Annotated in this window: 16 protein-coding genes, 4 tRNA genes and 1 pseudogene; 11 read left to right on the top strand and 10 right to left on the bottom strand. The window is 68.5% G+C overall.

The annotated features are described in order from the left end of the window. Window positions 1-28 precede the first annotated feature (28 nt). From ACRAKI_RS12555 to ACRAKI_RS12540, 4 genes are all read left to right on the top strand, one after another. Window positions 29-439 (top strand): integrase, encoded by a 411-nt coding sequence (locus ACRAKI_RS12555; RefSeq protein ID WP_447007241.1) that lies wholly within the window; start codon window positions 29-31, stop codon window positions 437-439. Window positions 440-459: 20 nt separating this feature from the next. Continuing rightward, complete coding sequence (locus ACRAKI_RS12550) at window positions 460-1,110, top strand: integrase (protein WP_447007240.1); 651 nt, start codon at window positions 460-462, stop codon at window positions 1,108-1,110. Beyond that, on the top strand, window positions 1,080-2,177 hold the full coding sequence (locus tag ACRAKI_RS12545; RefSeq protein WP_447007239.1) for an integrase core domain-containing protein: 1,098 nt from the start codon (window positions 1,080-1,082) through the stop codon (window positions 2,175-2,177). Before ACRAKI_RS12550 ends, ACRAKI_RS12545 begins: the two co-directional genes overlap by 31 nt. A gap of 96 nt (window positions 2,178-2,273) precedes the next feature. Beyond that, window positions 2,274-2,669, top strand: coding sequence for a tyrosine-type recombinase/integrase (locus ACRAKI_RS12540; RefSeq protein WP_447007238.1), 396 nt, complete (start codon window positions 2,274-2,276; stop codon window positions 2,667-2,669). Window positions 2,670-2,786: 117 nt separating this feature from the next. Here ACRAKI_RS12540 and ACRAKI_RS12535 read toward each other — a convergent pair. The 3 genes from ACRAKI_RS12535 to ACRAKI_RS12525 all read right to left on the bottom strand — a co-directional run bounded on the left by ACRAKI_RS12535 (window position 2,787) and on the right by ACRAKI_RS12525 (window position 3,994). After that, a tRNA-Val gene (locus ACRAKI_RS12535) sits at window positions 2,787-2,858 on the bottom strand. 49 nt (window positions 2,859-2,907) lie between these two features. Continuing rightward, entirely contained in the window at window positions 2,908-3,336 is a 429-nt protein-coding gene (locus tag ACRAKI_RS12530; RefSeq protein WP_447007237.1) for a TIGR02611 family protein, read from the bottom strand. 382 nt (window positions 3,337-3,718) lie between these two features. Continuing rightward, window positions 3,719-3,994 (bottom strand): hypothetical protein, encoded by a 276-nt coding sequence (locus ACRAKI_RS12525; protein WP_447007236.1) that lies wholly within the window; start codon window positions 3,992-3,994, stop codon window positions 3,719-3,721. Window positions 3,995-4,291: 297 nt separating this feature from the next. On the opposite strand from ACRAKI_RS12525, the gene ACRAKI_RS12520 reads away from it, so the two are divergent. The 4 genes from ACRAKI_RS12520 (at window position 4,292) to ACRAKI_RS12505 (ending at window position 5,139) form a co-directional block, all read left to right on the top strand. After that, a complete protein-coding gene (locus tag ACRAKI_RS12520) occupies window positions 4,292-4,717 on the top strand; it encodes an SsgA family sporulation/cell division regulator (protein ID WP_447007235.1) in 426 nt (141 codons plus the stop codon). Between the two features lie 144 nt (window positions 4,718-4,861). Beyond that, a tRNA-Gly gene (locus ACRAKI_RS12515) sits at window positions 4,862-4,934 on the top strand. Window positions 4,935-4,991: 57 nt separating this feature from the next. Further along, window positions 4,992-5,063, top strand: a tRNA-Cys gene (locus ACRAKI_RS12510). Window position 5,064: 1 nt separating this feature from the next. Further along, window positions 5,065-5,139, top strand: a tRNA-Val gene (locus tag ACRAKI_RS12505). A gap of 690 nt (window positions 5,140-5,829) precedes the next feature. Here ACRAKI_RS12505 and ACRAKI_RS12500 read toward each other — a convergent pair. Then, on the bottom strand, window positions 5,830-6,816 hold the full coding sequence (locus tag ACRAKI_RS12500; RefSeq protein WP_447007234.1) for a LacI family DNA-binding transcriptional regulator: 987 nt from the start codon (window positions 6,814-6,816) through the stop codon (window positions 5,830-5,832). A gap of 305 nt (window positions 6,817-7,121) precedes the next feature. Between ACRAKI_RS12500 and ACRAKI_RS12495 the strand changes: the two are divergent. Beyond that, a pseudogene (locus ACRAKI_RS12495) lies at window positions 7,122-7,748 on the top strand (hypothetical protein); the annotation flags it as partial. 85 nt (window positions 7,749-7,833) lie between these two features. Further along, window positions 7,834-8,817, top strand: a complete 984-nt coding sequence (locus ACRAKI_RS12490) for a carbohydrate-binding protein (RefSeq protein ID WP_447007233.1) — start codon at window positions 7,834-7,836, stop codon at window positions 8,815-8,817. An 82-nt stretch (window positions 8,818-8,899) separates the two neighbouring features. Here ACRAKI_RS12490 and ACRAKI_RS12485 read toward each other — a convergent pair whose 3' ends face one another. Beyond that, window positions 8,900-10,228 (bottom strand): cellulose binding domain-containing protein, encoded by a 1,329-nt coding sequence (locus tag ACRAKI_RS12485; RefSeq protein ID WP_447007232.1) that lies wholly within the window; start codon window positions 10,226-10,228, stop codon window positions 8,900-8,902. A gap of 41 nt (window positions 10,229-10,269) precedes the next feature. Continuing rightward, entirely contained in the window at window positions 10,270-11,580 is a 1,311-nt protein-coding gene (locus ACRAKI_RS12480; RefSeq protein ID WP_447007231.1) for an extracellular catalytic domain type 1 short-chain-length polyhydroxyalkanoate depolymerase, read from the bottom strand. Between the two features lie 296 nt (window positions 11,581-11,876). Between ACRAKI_RS12480 and ACRAKI_RS12475 the strand changes: the two genes are divergently transcribed. After that, a complete protein-coding gene (locus tag ACRAKI_RS12475; protein ID WP_447007230.1) occupies window positions 11,877-12,863 on the top strand; it encodes a PaaX family transcriptional regulator in 987 nt (328 codons plus the stop codon). 63 nt (window positions 12,864-12,926) lie between these two features. On the opposite strand, the gene ACRAKI_RS12470 is transcribed toward ACRAKI_RS12475, so the two are convergent. Genes ACRAKI_RS12470 through ACRAKI_RS12455 form a run of 4 tightly spaced genes read right to left on the bottom strand, consistent with a single transcriptional unit; the run spans window position 12,927 to window position 17,563 of the window. Further along, window positions 12,927-14,477 carry a glycoside hydrolase family 43 protein gene (locus ACRAKI_RS12470; protein WP_447007229.1) on the bottom strand — a complete coding sequence of 517 codons (1,551 nt, stop codon included), beginning with the start codon at window positions 14,475-14,477 and terminating at the stop codon, window positions 12,927-12,929. 25 nt (window positions 14,478-14,502) lie between these two features. Next, a complete protein-coding gene (locus tag ACRAKI_RS12465; RefSeq protein ID WP_447007228.1) occupies window positions 14,503-15,351 on the bottom strand; it encodes a carbohydrate ABC transporter permease in 849 nt (282 codons plus the stop codon). Beyond that, on the bottom strand, window positions 15,348-16,301 hold the full coding sequence (locus tag ACRAKI_RS12460; protein ID WP_447007227.1) for a carbohydrate ABC transporter permease: 954 nt from the start codon (window positions 16,299-16,301) through the stop codon (window positions 15,348-15,350). The genes ACRAKI_RS12465 and ACRAKI_RS12460 overlap by 4 nt, the downstream gene beginning before the upstream one ends. Beyond that, window positions 16,298-17,563: an extracellular solute-binding protein gene (locus ACRAKI_RS12455; protein ID WP_447007226.1), complete on the bottom strand. Its 1,266-nt coding sequence runs from the start codon at window positions 17,561-17,563 to the stop codon at window positions 16,298-16,300. The genes ACRAKI_RS12460 and ACRAKI_RS12455 overlap by 4 nt, the downstream gene beginning before the upstream one ends. Window positions 17,564-17,713 lie beyond the last annotated feature (150 nt).

The following is a 17,713-nucleotide window of genomic DNA, read 5'->3' as shown; positions in this document are numbered from 1 at the left end:
ATGAGCCGTAGAGGCAGGATCGCGAGGCGTGGTGCTACGACTGCTGTACCTGATCTTCGCCCGGTTCGTTGGCTGGCTGGTCCTGCTCGGCCGGTCATCGGCGGCCAAGGACTTGGAGCTGCTGGTACTGCGGCACCAAGTCGCCGTATTGTGCCGCACCAACCCCCGCCCGCGGCTGGAGTGGGCGGATCGCGCGGTGCTCGCCGCGCAGGTGCGCCGACTGCCCCAAATGCTGCGCGAGCACCGTTTGGTGACACCGGGAATCCTCCTGCGATGGCACCGGCGCCTGGTCGCGAAGAAGTGGACCTACCCCCACCGCACCGGCAGACCGCCGGTCAACGACACCGTCGTGGCGTTGATCGAGCGCATGGCGCGGGAGAACAGCGGCTGGGGCTACCGCAGGTCCAAGGTGAGCTGCTCAAGCTCGGCCACCGGGTAGGCGCTGCAACGGTTCGCCGCGTGCTCAAGCGCCTGCTGATACCACCCGCGCCCCAGCGCGACACCGACACCGACACCTCCTGGCGACGGTTCCTCCGCGCGCAGGTCGCAAGCATGCTCGCCTGCGACTTCTTCCACGTCGACTGCGCCGTCACCCTCAAGCGCGTGTACGTGTTCTTCGTGATGGAACTCGCCACCCGCTACGTCCACATCCTCGGCACCACCACCAACCCCGATGGTCCTCGGACTACCCAGCAGGCCCGCAACCTGCTGATGGACCTGGCCGATCGGGCCGACGACTTCCGGTTCCTCATCCGGGACCGGGCCGGCCAGTTCACCACCTCATTCGACGCCGTCCTCGCCAGCGCCGGCATCAAGGTCGTGAAGATCCCACCACGGTGTCCGCGAGCCAACGCTCACGCCGAACGGTTCGTCGGCACCATCAGACGCGAAGCCACCGACCGACTACTCATCCTCAACGAACACCACCTGCGAGCGGTCCTGGACCGCTACGCAGCCCTGTGCCTGCCGATAATCTCATCCGCGCAGGTAGAGGTTGCACGGAGACCAAGACCTCGAAACGCTCATCGGCACGGCTGCCATCCGCCGTGCCATCGGCCAGCACGGCATGATGACCGGCTGTGCTGCTCCGACTGGCCTATCTGGGCGTGACCAACGCCTTCGCGCTGCTGCGCCTGCTGCCCATGAGCGATCGGGACAAGGACGTGGAGATCCTGGCGCTGCGGCACCAGATCACGATCCTGGAACGTCAACTGGGTAACGCCCGTCCGCGGTTCTCTCCCGGCGATCGAGCGTTCTTCGCGGCACTGCTGCACCGACTTCCCGTCGACACCCTTCGTCGGCTCCGACTGCTGGTGCGTCCGGAGACGGTGCTGCGGTGGCATCAGGACTTTCTCGCACGCCGTCACGCGATCAGATCCCGTCCCAAGCGGGCCGGCCGACCACGAACCGTCCGCTCGATCCGGCTCCTGGTGCTGCGCCTGGCACGCGAGAACCCCGCCTGGGGCTACCGCCGCATCCACGGCGAACTCCTCGTCCTCGGCATCAAAGTCGCCGCGTCCACCGTCTGGCAGATCCTCAAAGACGCCGGCATCGACCCGGCACCCGAACGCACCACGACGACGTGGTCGGCCTTCCTCCACTCGCAGGCCGACGCTCTGCTGGCCTGCGATTTCTTCGAGACCACCACCCTGAGCGGCACCCGTCTGTACGTGCTCGCGGTGATCGAGCACGCCAGCCGCCGGATCCGCATCCTCGGCGCCACCGCGCACCCGACCGCCTCCTGGGTCACCCAGGCCGCCAGGAATCTCGTCATGGACCTCGAAGACGAGGGCCGACACATGCGGTTCCTGATCCGCGACCGGGACGGGAAGTTCCCGGCACTGTGCGACACCGTCCTCGCCGACGCCGGCATCCAGGTCGTCCTCAGCGGCGTCCGCATCCCGCGCATGAACGCGATCATGGAACGCTGGATCCGCAGCTGCCGCCGAGAACTCCTCGACCGAACGCTGATCTGGAACCAACAGCACCTGCTCCACTCACTGCGCGAGTACGAGCAGTTCTACAACACCCACCGACCCCACCAAGGCATCCACAACGCACGACCACTACGCGCCCTGCCACACCCCGTCACGGACCAAGTCGCAGTCACCCACCTGGATATCCGCCGGCGACAGCGGTTGGGCGGCATCCTCAACGAGTACTACCAGGCCGCCTGACCTGCACGGACGACATTTTCGGCAGGTACAGCCCTGCACGAGGTCGGCGGCAAACTCACACTCGGACCGCCCAAGACCCCCGCCAGCGTCCGCACCGTGCACCTACCCAAGTTCCTGGCCGACCTGCTCGACGACCACCACGACCGCCACCCCACCGCCCGCTTCGTCTTCCCCGGAACCGACGACGGCTTCCACCGACGCTCCAACTTCCGCCGCCGCGTCTGGCTACCCGCCCTACACGGCGACACCGCCACCGGCCGACCGCGCATCAACCCCGACATGCACTTCCACGACCTACGCCACACCCACAAGACCTGGCTCATCGAACACGGCGTCCCCGAAGTCCTCCAGCACAAAAGGATCGGCCACAAGTTCCACGGGGTCATGGGCGTCTATTCCCACGTCACCCAACCCATGATCGATGCCATGCTCGCCGGACTCCAACACCGCTGGGAGCAAACACTGGAGCAAACGGGGAGCACGAACCCATAACCACCTTCGCAAATACAGAGGTGGTCAAGATCATCCGCTCCCACATTGCTCCCCGCAACGATCAACGGCCCGCAGACGAAGATCGTCCACGAGCCGTTGACCAGGTAAAACACACTGTGGGCGATACTGGGATCGAACCAGTGACCTCTTCGGTGTGAACGAAGCGCTCTCCCGCTGAGCTAAACGCCCGTATTCAGTTCTCACTCCCGCTCTCGCGGTGTGGCCATAGCTTACAACATCATCCCCGCGAACCAAAAATCGGGCTCTGCAACCAGCCCCAGTCAAGCCCGAACCAACCGCCTACCAGCGCAAACGCCCCGAGCAGCCAACACGTCACGGCCACCACGAGCCCGGTCGCCGCCAGCACGAGCGCCTTCACCACGAGGTTCTGCCGCTTCAACCATGCGACCCACCCGTCGTAGTAGCCCTTGGCGAACTTCAGCACCCGACCGGCCCACTCGAACTCGGTGGCCAGGATCGCCAGACCCGCGAAGACGACCAGCCACCCCGGTCCGGGGTACGGGATCATCAGCACACCGGCCACCAGCACGAGGCCACCGACCACGCCGACCCCGATGCGGTACGCCAAGTTCATCGCGGGGTTGCGACGGAACCAGTGGCGCTGCTCCTTGCGCTCGTCGGTGTCCTCGCGCTGCTCTGTGGTCATGTACACATCATCGCCCATGCATGCCCTCCCACGGGTTCGACCTCCGAAGACTCCCGGGTACGCGTCCACCTTCGGAGGCAGGACGCCCGTACCGCCCACAGCGACGTCGAATGTGGCCAACGCCACAGAACTCGACGCGTCACGACCTCGCCCCGGCACCGACGAGCTCTATCCCCACATCGGCGCAGCTCCACCGAAGCCCCGAATGATCGCGATGTGCGCGAGTTCACCACGCGCACAGGTATATCGATCAAAGCCCCACCTCCTACCTGCACATATCCGCCAACTCCTGTCCGCGCTGCCACTTCTCACCACTCCGTAGCCAGCCGTACCGATCCCGCACACACCCTCGAAGACCTGGCGGAACAGCGGGGCACTTCGTCTACGGTGGGTGTTCCCCCGGCGCACCGCGTCGACCGCGCGGTGGTGCACAACGGCCATCGATCACGCGCCGAAGCCGCCACGCGATCAGCCGTAGCGCGCCGGGTTGCCGAAGGTCCGGGAAGACCTCCTGGGCCAGGCCCTCGGTCAGGTCCTCGACCACGCCCGAGGTCGACGCGGATGTGCGGGCGAGCGAATACGCCGGTTTTACGTGCCGGTCGTAGAGTTCACCGAATGCCGCGCGGTCACCGACCGTCAGCCCGTCGACGACCTTCACGCGTCGGCGGGACACCGGTCCGGCGGGTGCCGCGGTAGGCCGTGCGGGGCAGTCACAGAGAGCCCTTCACGTCCAACATTCGCGCAACAGCCGGTACCGGGTTCGGGCCGAACCCAGCAAGATGGAGCGAGCCGGACGCAGTGGACACGGAACGCATCGAGTCGGTCGCCTAGTGGAGTGATATGGCACCAATCGGGTGATAAACCACCTGATGTCGAGCGTTTCGCACCACATATCCGTCACAAGTAGAGAGCTCGGTCGTTCCATTGGCCGGGAAGGGAGAAGAGGGTAACGACGATGCGCAACGACCACGTGACACTCCGCTCAACAGCGGTGTTCGACCTGCTGGCACCGAGGTCCCCCGCCGTCCCGGTACAGGTGGAGCTTCGCTATGACACGAAAGATCCGTACGCGGTAGTCGCCGCGTTCCGAACCGGACGTGCCGGTTGGGTGGAGTGGGTGTACGCCCGCGACCTTCTCGCCGACGGCCTGATCGCCGACGCGGGCGACGGCGACGTCCGGATCCGCCCGGCCGCCGACGACCCCGAGGTCGTGGTGATCGAACTCAGCTCGCCCTCCGGCCACGCCATGTTCGAGGCCTCGGCGCAGGAACTGGCCGACTTCCTCGACCGGACGTACGACGTCGTGGTGCCCGGCAACGAGCACCTGTGGGTCGACGTGGACGAGGCCCTGACCCACCTCATCTCCAACGACCTGACGTAAAAGCGCAGGTAGGCGGCTCGCCAGGGGATCAAGGGACCCCCGATTTGATCCCGCCGCGGTGCATGTAATAAAGTTCCTCTCGCACCGGGGAAGACGGGAACGACAGCCCCAAAAGGGAAAAGTTCCAGGAAATCCACGGAGCATGCGGATGTAGCGCAGTTGGTAGCGCATCACCTTGCCAAGGTGAGGGTCGCGAGTTCGAGTCTCGTCATCCGCTCGGCAGAGGGCCCTTGGGCTCAGGCCAGACTCCTGAGTGCTAGCCTTCGGGAATCATGGCGGAGTGGCCGAGTGGCTTAGGCAAGGGCCTGCAAAGCCCTGTACACGGGTTCGATTCCCGTCTCCGCCTCGGACGATTAGCTCAGCGGGAGAGCACTACCTTGACACGGTAGGGGTCACTGGTTCAATCCCAGTATCGTCCACCAGTGATATACGCAGGTCAGACAGCCTGTCGGTGATCTTCACCGGCAGGCTGTTCTGCTGTCGTGGGAGCATTTTGGGAGCACACCATCTGATGTGATCGTCGACTGCTCGAAAAGTCATCGTCGCTGGTTGGGCGAGGGCTGCACCGTCTTGAGACCATGTCCGGATGATCGTGTCCCTGCTGTACAAGGCCCCCGTGCCGTCGATGCTGCTGCGCAGCGAGATGCTGAAGGACGCCGAACTGCTCGTGCTGCGGCACGAGGACGCGGTCCTGCGCCGGCAGCTCGCGGGTCCGGTCCGATACGAGCCCGCCGATCGGTTCTGGTTCGCCGCCCTCGCCGGGCTGGTGGATCGTCGGCGGTGGCGGCAGCGCCTCGACAGGGAGAACCCCCGCTGGGGCCACCGCCGGATACAGGGCGAACTGGCCCGCCTCGGCCATCGCATCGCCCACTCGACCATCTGGCGGATGCTGCACGACACGGACATCGACCCGGCACCACGCCGGTGCGGTCCGACCCGGCGAGAATTTCTCACCGCCCAGGCCCAGGGATCATCGCGGCCGACTTCCTCCACCTCGACACCGTGCTCGGCAAACGCCTCTACGCCCTGGTGTTCCTCGAACACGACACCAGACATCTGCACATCATCGGCGTCACCACCCGCCCGACGTCGAGCGCCGCGGTCGACGGACCCTAGGTCGACGGCGGTCGGACGCTGTCCCTCGGCACGAGCGTCGGGGTGGACGTGCGCCGGACCTCGTCGACCGCTCGCCCTTCGATTTGGTTGATCAGCAAATCCAGCGCGTCACGGGCGACCGCGGCGAAGTCCGGCCGGATCGTGGTCAGCGGTGGGGTGAAGTACGCGGCCTCGGGCACGTCGTCGAAGCCGACCACGCTCACGTCGTGGGGAACCCGTCTGCCGCGCTCGCTCATCGCCCGGAGGATGCCGAGCGCCAGGTGGTCGTTGGCCGCGAAGATCGCCGTGACCTCGGGCATCCGCGCCAACACCTGACCCGCCCGGTACCCGGAAGCGGCGCTCCAGTCGGCGGACATGATCGGCGGCACCTCGGCCGCCACGGCCTCCAGTGCCGACCGCCAGCCCTCGATCCGACCGGCGCTGTCGAACCAGTCCGGCGGGCCCGAGACGTGCCACACCGTGCGGTGACCCGCCTGCAGGAGGTGGGACGTGGCGGCGAACGCGCCCGCCGCCTGGTCCACGGTCACCAGTGGGGTCGAGCGCTCGGCATCGCCGTCGACCATCACCAGCGGCACGCCGGCGGACACGGTGTCCACCGCGTCGTGGGCCGACGCGGTCGGCGCGATGACGACGATCCCCGCCACCTGCTGGTCGCGGTGCCGCTCCAGGGCCGTGGTGATCGACTCGCGGTCCAGCACGTTGACCCGGTGCGAGGTCACCACGAACCCGGACTCCACCGCCACCTGCTCGAACGCCGCCAGCAACGAGACGGGTCCGCACAGGGTCGTGTTCTGAGCCACCACCCCGATCAGCCGCGAGCGGCCCGTCACCAGAGCGCGGGCGGCGTGGTTCGGGCGGTAGCCGAGCTCCTCGATCGCCGCCTGGACCCGCAAGCGCGTCTGCTCCTGGACGTACGGGTGCCCGTTGAGCACCCGCGACACCGTTTGGTGCGAAACCCCGGCGAGCCGGGCGACGTCGGCCATGGCGGGCGCACCGGATGTCCTGTTCCCCACTAATGTCCCATCTGCGCGGAACCGGCCACGAGGTCGATCGACTGCGGGGTGCCGCAGGACCGGACACGGGCAGCCGTTGACCGCCGCAGCACGCCGGGCACGGGTCGGTGGTCGGGACGGGCACGACGAAGCGACCACGTTCATCGGGATTGGCGCCGAGCAGTCGACATTGCGGCCGATCGACGATGATCAGCGAGTCAATGTAGCCATATTCCAGCGGACCGGTCAACGCGCGGGAATGCTAAATATTCGGGTCCGATTTTTAGCTCCGACCGGTGCCTGCGCCGCAGAGCGCGGGTAAGCCGTCCGCAAATGTTTCGTGCGCGCCGACGACCGGCACAGTCTTGACCCTTTCTTGTGTTATCGCTAACACTATCTCGCGGCACGCCGTTGCCACTGCTGATCGATCCCAACTTGACAGACGCGGAAATGATGTTAGCGATAACATTTCCTGTCGCGTCCTCTCGAAGGAACGTCATGCCACTTCTCGAGTTGCCTCCGCAGTAAAGACCTTCAGGCCGGGCGGCGTTGTCGCCACGCACCGGCTCCGCCCCACGTTCTCCACTACAACGGCGTCGGGAGTCGTCCCCGGCGACTCGCCGCTGAGACCCTGGCGCGACGAGCGCGGCAGCCTGCTCGTCACCAGCCAGATCCCCGGCGCCTCGGACGGCCGCAACTGGCTGTTCGACCCGGGCGCGTTCGTCGACGAGGACGGTCAGGCCTACCTCTGCTTCGGTGGCGGGGACAACGACGGCTCCAACTCCTACGAGAACACCAACCACCCCAAGTCGACCCGTGTCATCAAGCTGGGCGACGACATGATCAGCACCGAGGGAGCGGCCGAGACCATCGACGCGCCGCTGATATTCGAGGCGGGTCACGTCTTCAAGCGCGGGGGCAAGTTACTACTACTCGTACTCGTCCAACTTCGGGTTCGGCGGCCCGATCGACCCCAACGGCCCGCCGACCGGCGCGATCACCTACCTCATGGCCGACAGCCCGATGGGGCCGTGGACCCCGGAGACCTACGCGGGCGCCATCTTCAAGAACCCGGGTGTCTACTTCGGCGCCGGCGGCAACAACCACCAGTCGGTCTTCGAGCTCGACGGCGAGCACTACTTCACCTACCACGCCCAGACGCTCAACCGCCGCACCACCGGCGGCGCGACGCAGGGGTTCCGCAGCCCGCACATCGCGAAGCTGGAGTTCAACCCCGACGGCACCGTGCAGGAGGTCCTCGGCACCTTCGACGGCGTCGAGCAGATCCGCCACCTGGCACCCCTACCGGGTGATCGAGGCGGAGACCATCGCCTGGCAGCAGGGACTGGCCACCAAGCGGCTCACCGCGCCGAACGTCGTGCCGGACCTGGTCCTGCACGACGTCGACAACGGCGACTGGACGTCGCTGTCGTCGGTGGACTTCGGCGCCGGGCCAGCGGTGTGTCGGCGCGCGTCAAGCCGCTCACGGCGGGCACGAGCGTCCAGGTCCGTTTGGACGGCCGCACGGGACCGGTCGTCGCCACCATCCCGGTCGAGTCGGCGGTCGGCGAGTGGACCGAGGTCGGGACCGGGCTCGACGGTGTCCCGGGTGTGCACGACGTGTACTTCACGTTCGTCGGACCCGATGGCAAGGACCTGGTCGAGGTCGACAGCTGGCGGTTCGCCAAGCCGTCGTTGATGGTCTCGGCCCGGGTGAACACCTGGTGCGCCGGCCCGAACGTCAAGCTCACCGTGCACGTGGCCGACAACGAGTCCGTGCCGGTCGACGTCGTGGTCGAAACGCCGTACGGTGCCAGGTCGTTCGACGACGTCGAGCCGGGCAGGACCCGGTTCCACCCGTTCAACTCCCGGCGGGCGAGCGTGGACGCGGGGGCGGCGACCGTCAAGGCGACCGCCACTGTGGACGGGCAGGAGGTGTCGGTCGTCCTCACCGCACCGTACGAGCGCACGCGCCTGTCGTTGACCGCGTGAACGCATGAACGAGGCGGCCCGGGAGTTCCGGGCCGCCTCGTCGTGTGACGGGTCGTGATCGGGTCGCCCAGACCCGTCGTGGTCAGGCGATCGTGCAGGTGGCGTTGCCGAGGGTGTAGGCAGTGGGTTTGCCGGTGTTGCCGGTGTGGGTGGCCTGGAACCCGATGCCCACCGACGCGCCGGGCGCGATGGTGGCGTTGTACGAGACGTTGCGCGCGGACACCTGCCCGGACGTGGGCGAGTAGGTGGCGTTCCAGCCGGAGGTGATGGTCTGGCCCGGCGCGAGGGTGAAGGTCAGGGTCCAGCCGGTGACGGCGGTGGTCCCGGTGTTGGTGATGGTGATGTCGGCGGTCAGGCCGGTGTTCCAGGCGTTGGTGGTGTTGGTGACCCGGCACGCGCCGGGTTCCGGCTGACTCGTCGTGGTCGTGGTCGTGGTCGTGGTCGTGGTGGTGGTCGTGGACGTTGTGGTCGTGGTCGTCGGGCCGCTCTGGAACTGGGTGAAGAACCGCCACGTCTCGGCCGGCAGCCAGGTCCGGGAGCCGCTGTCGCCGGGGGCGCCGTCCTGCGGGGCGGCGATGTGCCCCTCGTCGAACGCCGCCCACACCACCGGGTAGCCCTCGCGGCACCCCGAGTACGTCGTGGTCACGTGGGTCAGGCTGCCCTGCGACGGTTCACGCGGGCTCTGGGCCGTGCAGCCGTTGTTGCGGACGAAGCGGTCGCGCATCGACCGGCCGCCCGCGATGCCGAGGACGCTGTCCCGGAGGCCGTGCGCCGCGAAGTAGGCGATGGGTTGGGTGCCGCCGCTGCACCCGCTGAGCTGGCCCACGGCGTAGACCGCGACCGCGCGGAAGACGTCCGGCCGGGCGCAGGCGACGGCGTAGCTCATGGCCGCGCCGTAGCTGAAGCCCAGGGCGAAGCGCTGCGTGGTGTCGACGCAGAGGCCGGCGTCGAGTTGCCGGTTGATATCGTCGACGAGCGTGATGTCCTCGCCGCCGGAGTTGGCCCACCCGTTGTTCAGACCTTGGGGCGCGACGAAGATGGTGCTGTTGCCGGCCAGGCGTTGAAGCCCGTAGTAGGCCCAGACGTCCGTCTGCACGGTCCGGCCGGTGGCGACGTCGGTGGCCGAGCCGTTCAGCCAGTGGAAGCCGAAGACCACCCGGTACGGGCGGTTCACGTCGTAGTTGTCCGGGACCCGCAGGATGTAGCTGCGGGACTTGCCGCTGCTCTGGATCGTGATCGTGCCGCTGCGGAGGGACGGCGCCTTCCCGCAGCCCGCGGTCGCCGCCGCGGCGGCGACCTCTGCGCCGGAGGCCCGCTCACCGAAGTCGCCGCTCAGCACCGTGCCGACGGAGGCCGCGACGAGGAACGCCGTCGCCGCGACCGAACCCAGGATCGACCTGCGCTTCGCCATCACACGACTCCTCTTGTTGTCGGGTCGGGGTCCGCTGCCGTTCACGAGGTGGAACATGGCGTGCCGTTGAGGGTGTAGGCAGCCGGCTTGGCGGTGTTGCCGTTGTGGGTCGCCTGGAATCCGATGCCGATCGAGGCGTTGGGCGCGATCACGGGGTTGTAGGCGACGTTGCGCGCGGTGACCTGCCCCGAGGCGGGCGAGTAGGTGGCGCTCCAGCCGGAGGTGATGGTCTGCCCGCTCGGCAGGGTGAAGACCAACGACCACCCGTTGACCGCGGTGGTGCCGGTGTTGGTGATCGTGAGGTTCTCCGTGAGGCCGGAACTCCAGGCGTTGACGGTGCTGGTGACGCGGCACGAGCCCGAGCGGCCCGGCGTGGTGGTCGTCGTGGTCGTGGTCGTGGTGGTCGGGTCACCGGGTCGGTCCAGGCCGAAGAACGCGATGGCCTGGGCGGCCATGCCGCCGGCGGGCAGGCTGTGTCCGGCGCCCTGGATGCCGTACGCCTCGACCCGGGTGGTGCCGGAGGAGTCGTTGTAGCGGCGGCGGTTCCAGTTGGTCTGCGGGGTGTCGGTGGAGGTCGGCGTCTGGCTCAGCCCGAACACGTCGGTCCACTGCTCGATGCTCTCCTGGAGCAGCGAGTACGGCACGAGGGTGTCGTTGCTGCCGTGCCAGAGCTGCACGCGAGGCCGGGTGCCGGTGTAGCCGGGGTACGCCTGGCGCACCGAGTCGCCCCACTGCTGCGGGGTGCGGTTCGCTCCCCCGCCACCCGTGCACTTGCTGTTGCCGGGCGGGAAGTCGGCGGCGTTGGCGAAGCAGTTGAAGGGCACGCCCATGAACGACGCGCCGGCCTTGAACACGTCCGGGTACAGGGCGAGCATGTGCTGGGTCATCATCCCGCCGGACGACGATCCGGTGGCGTGGACCCGGTTCGGGTCGCCGCCGTAGCGCTGCTGCACGTGGTTCACCATCGACACGATCGACACCGGGTCGCTGCCGCCGCCGCGGCGCTTGGCCGCGTCGGACCACGTGTCGAAGCACTTGCCGAACCCGGCCTGCTGCTCCGCACTGGGGTAGATGACGACGAACCCGTGCCGGTCGGCCAGCGAGGCGAACTCGCTGCCCGAGTAGAAGCCCGGGCCGGAGCCGCCGCAGCCGTGCATGGCCACCACGATCGCGGGGTTGGCCGGGCGGGCATCGGGCACGTAGACGTGCATCCGCATCCCACCGGGGTTGGACCCGAAGTTGGTGACCTCGGTCAACGACGCCGCGGACGCGGGCGTGGACGCGACGGAGACGAGACCGGCCACGACCAGTGACGTCGCCGCGGCGAGTAGCAGACTCGGTTTGACCTTCATGCGCTTGACTCCTTTGTGTCGCGCACGGCCGGACAGGGGACTGGCGGCAGGCCGGTACGACCCGCGGTGCGGCGAAGGGAGATCCACGCGTGGACGTGTCCTGCGGTTGACCAGCCGGTGCGGTCGAGCGCACGGTCCCGGCTGATCGGACCCCGCCCATCGTGTGACACTTAGAGTGCCGCCCGGCCAAGAAACTGTCAATCGACCATCTCGACCGGTCGGCGTGGCCGTGCGGCGGGATCACGCCCGATTAGGGTCGGTGGCGACGACCTGTCCGAGCCACCGCCGGAGCCGCCGTGACCAGCCCGTACGACATCGAGGAGATCTTTCCGGACGATGCCGTCCGGCTCCCCCGGCGGCAGTCCGGCAACTCACCGCAGGGCCTGACCGTGACCCTGCTGGCCGACTACACCCTGCGGACCGGCGCCCGGCTGCCTTCGGCGGCGATCGTGGCGCTGCTCGCCGAGGCGGGTGTCAGCCACGCCGGAGCGCGCACCACCATCAGCAGGCTCTCCCGCCGTGGTGTCCTCGAAGGCAGCAAGCAGGGCCGCAACAGCTCCTACCGGCTCACCCCGGCCGCCGCGCTCAACCTGGCCGCCGGAGGCCGGTCCATCGTCGCCGCGACCGCCGCCGACGAGCCCTGGGACCACCGGTGGACGTTGATCGCCTTCTCGCTGCCGCAGGACGAGGTCGTGCAACGGCGCGAGCTGCGCAGCCGGCTGCGCTGGTTCGGCTGCGCGCCCCTCTACGACGGCCTCTGGATCTCGCCGCACGACCTCACCGACAAGACCACGGCGCAGCTGGCCGAGCTCGCCTCAGGCGCCATGACGGTCTTCCGCGCCCGCCACGTTGAGCTCGGCGACTCGACCGGCCGCAACCCTCTCGACGCCTGGGACACGACCGCCATCACCCACCACTACGAGGCCTTCATCCGGCGCTGGCGCCCGCTGCTGCCCGACATCCGCGCCTCCCGGATCACCGGGATCGAAGCGGTCCGCGCCCGCACCGAGGTCATGGACACCTACCGACGCCTGCCCATCCTCGATCCACGCCTGCCCCTGGTACTGCTGCCGCCGGGCTGGCCGCGCGAGCCCGCCCGGGACTTGTTCACCGCCGTCTACGACGGCCTCGCCGGCCCCGCCCAGGGCCACGTGCGGGCCGTCGTGGGCCGGTTCACCACCGACCCGCCCACCGACGTGCAGGCCCACACCGTGGCGGAGATGCTCGTCGGCTTGCACGGCGCGTGGGAGCCCCTGGCCGAGCCTGGCACGGCACACCGGTGATCGTCCGGTGCTGGACGTCCGGTCGGCCCGGCCACCTCCGCGGTGCCCGGACCGAGCCGGCGGTCAGGGTCGTGCGGCGTCGAGCGGGCTGTGGTCGAACCAGTCGAACCAGGCGGTGCCCTCGGTGGCGTACATGCCGATCACCCGACCGGTGAAGCCGGTGGCCACCTCCGTGGACAGGTACCTGCCATCCAGTTCGGCCAGCGGCTCCGGGTCCTCGCCGACGTGGAACGCGACGTAGTCGGGCGCGGCGACGTGCAGGCCGGACCGCTTCTCCTCCCCCTCGGACCACTTCCGGGCCGAGCGGGTGGTGATCACGAGGGTCACCGGGCCCGGGACCACGGGACGCGTGGCCACGACCTGGCGCAGGGGGCCGATGCGGGCGATGACGCCGGCCTGCCCGTCAGCCACCTCCAAGTCGTAGTGGTGCCCCTCGTCCAGGCGCACCGACAGGCCGGCGCGACCGGCGGCGGGGTCCAGGAGCACCGCGGTCCGGCTCTCGGCGTGCTGCTGGCGCCGGCCGACGAAGGTGTGGCCCGGCCGGTCCAGCGTGGAGCCGGTGGCGTGCAGGGCGAGCCACCCCGGACGCTCGGCCAGCGACCAGGAACCGTCCGGGCGCGACCGCGGCGAGATCCACTGCGGTGCGAGCCCGGGTGCGTCGAAGTCGTCCCGCTGCGGTGCCGCCTCCGGGGGTCGCGCACCGCCCGGCGCCTGTTCCCGCAGGTTCACGGGACCGACGCGCGGCCAGCCGTCCTCCCACCGCACGGGGGTCAGGAACGTCTCCCGGCCCAGGACGTGGAACTTGGGGCTGTACCCGACCGGGCGGGTGGCCAGCAGGACCATCCACCACTCCCCGTCCGGCGTGGTGACGAGGTCGGCGTGGCCGGTGCTCTGGATCGGGTGGCTCGTGCTCCGGTGAGACAGGACCGGGTTGGCGGGTGCCGGCTCCCACGGACCGCGCGGTGATCGGGCGCGTGCCATGGCCACGGTGTGGCCGCGTTCGGTGCCGCCCTCGGCGATGAGCAGGTACCACCACTCCCCGACCCGGTACAGGTGAGGCGCCTCCGGCCACTGCAACCCGGTCCCGGCCCAGGCGGGGAACGGTCCCTCCAGCACCTTCCCGGCCTCGGGGTCGACGCGGGCGACCTGCACGCCGTTGAAGGTGGGCCCGTGGGCGCCGGCGAAGGCGCACCAGCAGTTGCCGTCGTCGTCCCAGACCAGGTCGGGGTCGATGCCGGGCAGGTCGAGCCACACCGGGTCCGACCAGGGGCCTTCGGGCCGCTCGGCGGTGACGGTGAAGTTGCCGCCGTGCGAGACGTTCGTGGTGATCATCCAGAACCGGCCGTCGTGGTGCCGGATCGTGGGTGCGTAGATGCCGTCGGACGCCATCGCGTCGGCCGGCAGCGGCAGTTGCGAAGGGCGGTCGAGCACGTTGCCGACCTGCCGCCAGTTCACCAGGTCGCGGCTGTGGAAGATCGGCACCCCCGGGAAGTACTCGAAGCTGGAGCACACCAGGTAGTAGTCCTCGCCGACCCGGCACACGCTGGGATCGGGGTGGAACCCGGGGATCACGGGGTTGTCGTAGAACAACGCCTCGGACTTCGGTGAGGTCATGGTTTCCCTTTGTTCTGCGAGGGCCTCAGCCCTTGAAGGCGCCTTCGAGGATGCCCGCGACCATGCGACGTCCGACGATCACGAACAGCACGACCAGCGGGATCGTGGCGAGGAAGGATCCGGACATGGCCAGGCCGAGGTCGACGTCGAGGCTGTTCTGCAGCGCCTTGATGGCGATCTGGGCGGTGTAGCGCTCCGGCGACTTGAGCACGATGAACGGCCACAGGAAGTCGTTCCACGCGGTGATGAACCCGAACAGCCCCAGCACGAACGCGGCCGGTCGCACGATCGGGAACGCGATGCGCCAGAACACCTGCCACGTGCTCGCGCCGTCGATGCGGGCGGCTTGCATCAGCTCGTCGCTGATCGTGGCCGAGATGTGCTGGCGCATCCAGAAGATCCCGAACGCGCTCGCCAGGCCGGGCACGATCAACGCCTGGAGGGTGTCGACCCAGCCCAGCTCGGACATGATCATGTACTGCGGGATGACCGAGAGCTGCGTGGGCACCGTCATCGTGAGCACGACGACCACGAACAGGGTGTTGCGGCCCGGGAACTGCGACTTCGCGAAGGCGAACCCCGCCAACGAGCACAGCACCGCCTGGCCGACGCCGATCGCGGTGGCCACGGCGAGGCTGTTGAGCAGCGACTGCACGAACGGCACCGTGTCCAGGACCAGTCCGGCGAGGTGGAAGAAGTTGCCTCCGGGCACGACCTCGGGCGGCATCTCCGTCGCGGTCGCCGTGTCCGTGGTGGCGACGATGAACATCCAGTACAGCGGGAACAGGCACACGACCGTGGCCGCGGTCAACAGGAGGTAGGTCCACCAACGGACCCGGCCGGGGTGCCTGCCGCGCGTCGCGGTGCTCGTCATCGGTCCGCCTTGATCCGGGTGGACAGCACGTAGTTGATCGCGGCGATCGCCACGACGATGACGAACAGGGCGACCCCGATCGCCGAGCCGTAGCCGAACTCGAACTGCCCGAAACCTTGCTCGTACAGGAACAACGTCAACGTCTGGCACTGGCGCACCGCGCCGCAGGTCAGCCCCGAACCGGTCAGCAGCGGCTCGGTGAAGATCTGCAGGCCGCCGATGGTGGACGTGACCACCGTGAAGATGATCACCGGTCGCAGCGACGGGATGGTGATGTGCCGGAAGCGCTGCCACGGCCCCGCGCCGTCGATGGCCGCGGCCTCGAACACCGACCGTGGCACCGATTGCAGCGAAGCCAGGTAGAGCAGCGTGGTGTAGCCGAACCACCGCCAGGTCACCATCGTGGCGATGAGGACGTGGCTGCCCCAGGTGGACTGGACGAAGTCCACCGGCTCGATCCCGACCAGCCCGAGCACCCAGTTGAGCAGCCCGTAGTCGCGGTCGAACAGCTGCGCGAACACGACCGCGGTGGCCGCCACCGAGGTGACGTAGGGGACCAGCACCGACATCCGGAAGAACAGCGCGAAACGCAGCCGGGCGTGGTTGAGCACGTGCGCCAGCACCAGGGCCAACAGCAACTGCGGCACGGTGGACAGAGCCCAGATGCTCACCGTGTTGGCCGCGGCGTTCCAGAACCGCGGGTCGGCGAACATGCGGGTGAAGTTGTCGGCGCCGATGAACACCTGGTCGCCGATGGGGTTCCAGTCGAACAGGGCCACGTAGAAGGTGAACAGGAGGGGGAACAGCCCGAACACCCCGAAGAGCACGAAGAACGGGGCGATGTAGGCGTACGGCGACAGGCGCTCGGCGAGCCCTCTGCCCCTGGGAGAGGCAGGCGGCGGCAGTGCGGCCGACGGCGCCGGGGTGATCGTGGCGGTCACGGTCGTCACTCGCCGATGGCGGTCTTGATGTTGCGCACCGCGTCGTCCCACGCGGTGGCCGGGTCGCCGCCGCCCTGCTCGACATTGGTGATGGCGTCGAGGAACTCCTGGCCGATGGCGGCGCTGTCGGGACCGATGTAGAACGGCTTGAGGCCCAGCAGCGAGTCGGTGTAGATCTTGCCGGTCGGCGCGTCGGAGAAGAACGGATCCTTGCCGTCGGTGAGCTTGGGGTCCTCGTAGACCGAGGGCGTGGAGGGCAGTGCGCCGACGCGGGTGAAGTGCTCCAGTTGACCCTCGGGTGACTGCATCTCCTTGATGTAGTTCCAGGCGGCCTGGGGGTTCTTCGCGCCCTTGGGGATGGCCAGGTAGCTGCCTCCCCAGTTGCCGGAGCCGCCGGGGATCTTGGCGATGTCCCACTTGCCCTCGGTGTCGGGTGCGGTGCTGCGGATGCTGTTGAGCATCCACGACGGCGCGGACACCGCGGCGTACGCGCCCTGGCCCATGCCGGCGCTCCACGCGCTCTCGAACGAGGACTGCCCGGCGGTGATCCCGGAGGTGGCCGCCTTGATGCCGAGGTCGAAGGCAGCCTTCACCTGCGGATTGGTGCCGTAGACCAGCTTGCGGTCCGCGCTGTGGTACTTCTCCGAGACCTGGTTGACCGCCTGGTAGAACACGCTGGTCGCCGCGTTGTCGGTGAACGCCTTGCCGGTGGCCTGCTTGTAGCGCTTACCGGTCTCGATGAACGCGTCCCACGTCGGCCACAGCGCGCTCACGGCCTCCCGGTCGGTGGGCAGTCCGGCCGCGGCGAACAAGTCGGTCCGGTACGCCACGGCCATGCCGCCCACGTCGGTGGGCACCCCCAGCACCTCACCGTCCTTGGCGACGCTCTGCTTCCACACCCAGTCCAGGTAGTCGTCCTCGATGTCGTCGGCGCCCAACGTCCGCAGGTCCACGAAGTTCTGCGGCTGGTCGACGAACTGCGGCAGGTTGTCGCCCTGGATCAGCACCAGGTCGGGCACCTTCCCGCCCGCCAGCGCCGTGGTCAGCGACTGGGCGGTCTCCGTCGAGGTGCCCACCTCGGTCAGCTTGATGTCGACGTCCGGGTGCTTCGCCTTGTAGGCGTCCACGGTCAGCTTCTGGTTGATGGCGGAGAACGACCAGAACTCGAACGACTTGCCGTCCCCTCCCCCACCACCGCCCGTGCCGGGAGTGCAGGCGGTGAGCAGGGCGAGAGCCACGGCGGCGCGAAGCAGGGGCAAGCGGAGTTTCACAGCGCTTCTCCAAGGTGTGCGAGACCAGGCGGCACCGCCACCGTGCGGTTGGCCACCGCAGGTCGGCGATCGCGTGAATCGGGTCGAGGGCCTGCCGCACCGTGCGGCCGAAAGTTTCGGCTTCAACTCCGATTGTTAGCGCTCACGACA

The organism is Saccharothrix isguenensis, assembly GCF_052936305.1.
The sequence above is the reverse complement of the archived record's forward strand: the minus strand, read 5'-3'. Positions and strand labels throughout refer to the sequence as shown.

What these genes read in the sequence shown, in the direction of transcription:
- ACRAKI_RS12530 (WP_447007237.1), bottom strand. Translation starts at nt 3,336, where the DNA reads ATGACCACAGAGCAGCGCGAGGACACCGACGAGCGCAAGGAGCAGCGC.
- ACRAKI_RS12520 (WP_447007235.1), top strand. Translation starts at nt 4,292, where the DNA reads ATGCGCAACGACCACGTGACACTCCGCTCAACAGCGGTGTTCGACCTG.
- ACRAKI_RS12500 (WP_447007234.1), bottom strand. Translation starts at nt 6,816, where the DNA reads ATGGCCGACGTCGCCCGGCTCGCCGGGGTTTCGCACCAAACGGTGTCG.
- ACRAKI_RS12490 (WP_447007233.1), top strand. Translation starts at nt 7,834, where the DNA reads ATGGCCGACAGCCCGATGGGGCCGTGGACCCCGGAGACCTACGCGGGC.
- ACRAKI_RS12485 (WP_447007232.1), bottom strand. Translation starts at nt 10,228, where the DNA reads ATGGCGAAGCGCAGGTCGATCCTGGGTTCGGTCGCGGCGACGGCGTTC.
- ACRAKI_RS12480 (WP_447007231.1), bottom strand. Translation starts at nt 11,580, where the DNA reads ATGAAGGTCAAACCGAGTCTGCTACTCGCCGCGGCGACGTCACTGGTC.
- ACRAKI_RS12470 (WP_447007229.1), bottom strand. Translation starts at nt 14,477, where the DNA reads ATGACCTCACCGAAGTCCGAGGCGTTGTTCTACGACAACCCCGTGATC.
- ACRAKI_RS12465 (WP_447007228.1), bottom strand. Translation starts at nt 15,351, where the DNA reads ATGACGAGCACCGCGACGCGCGGCAGGCACCCCGGCCGGGTCCGTTGG.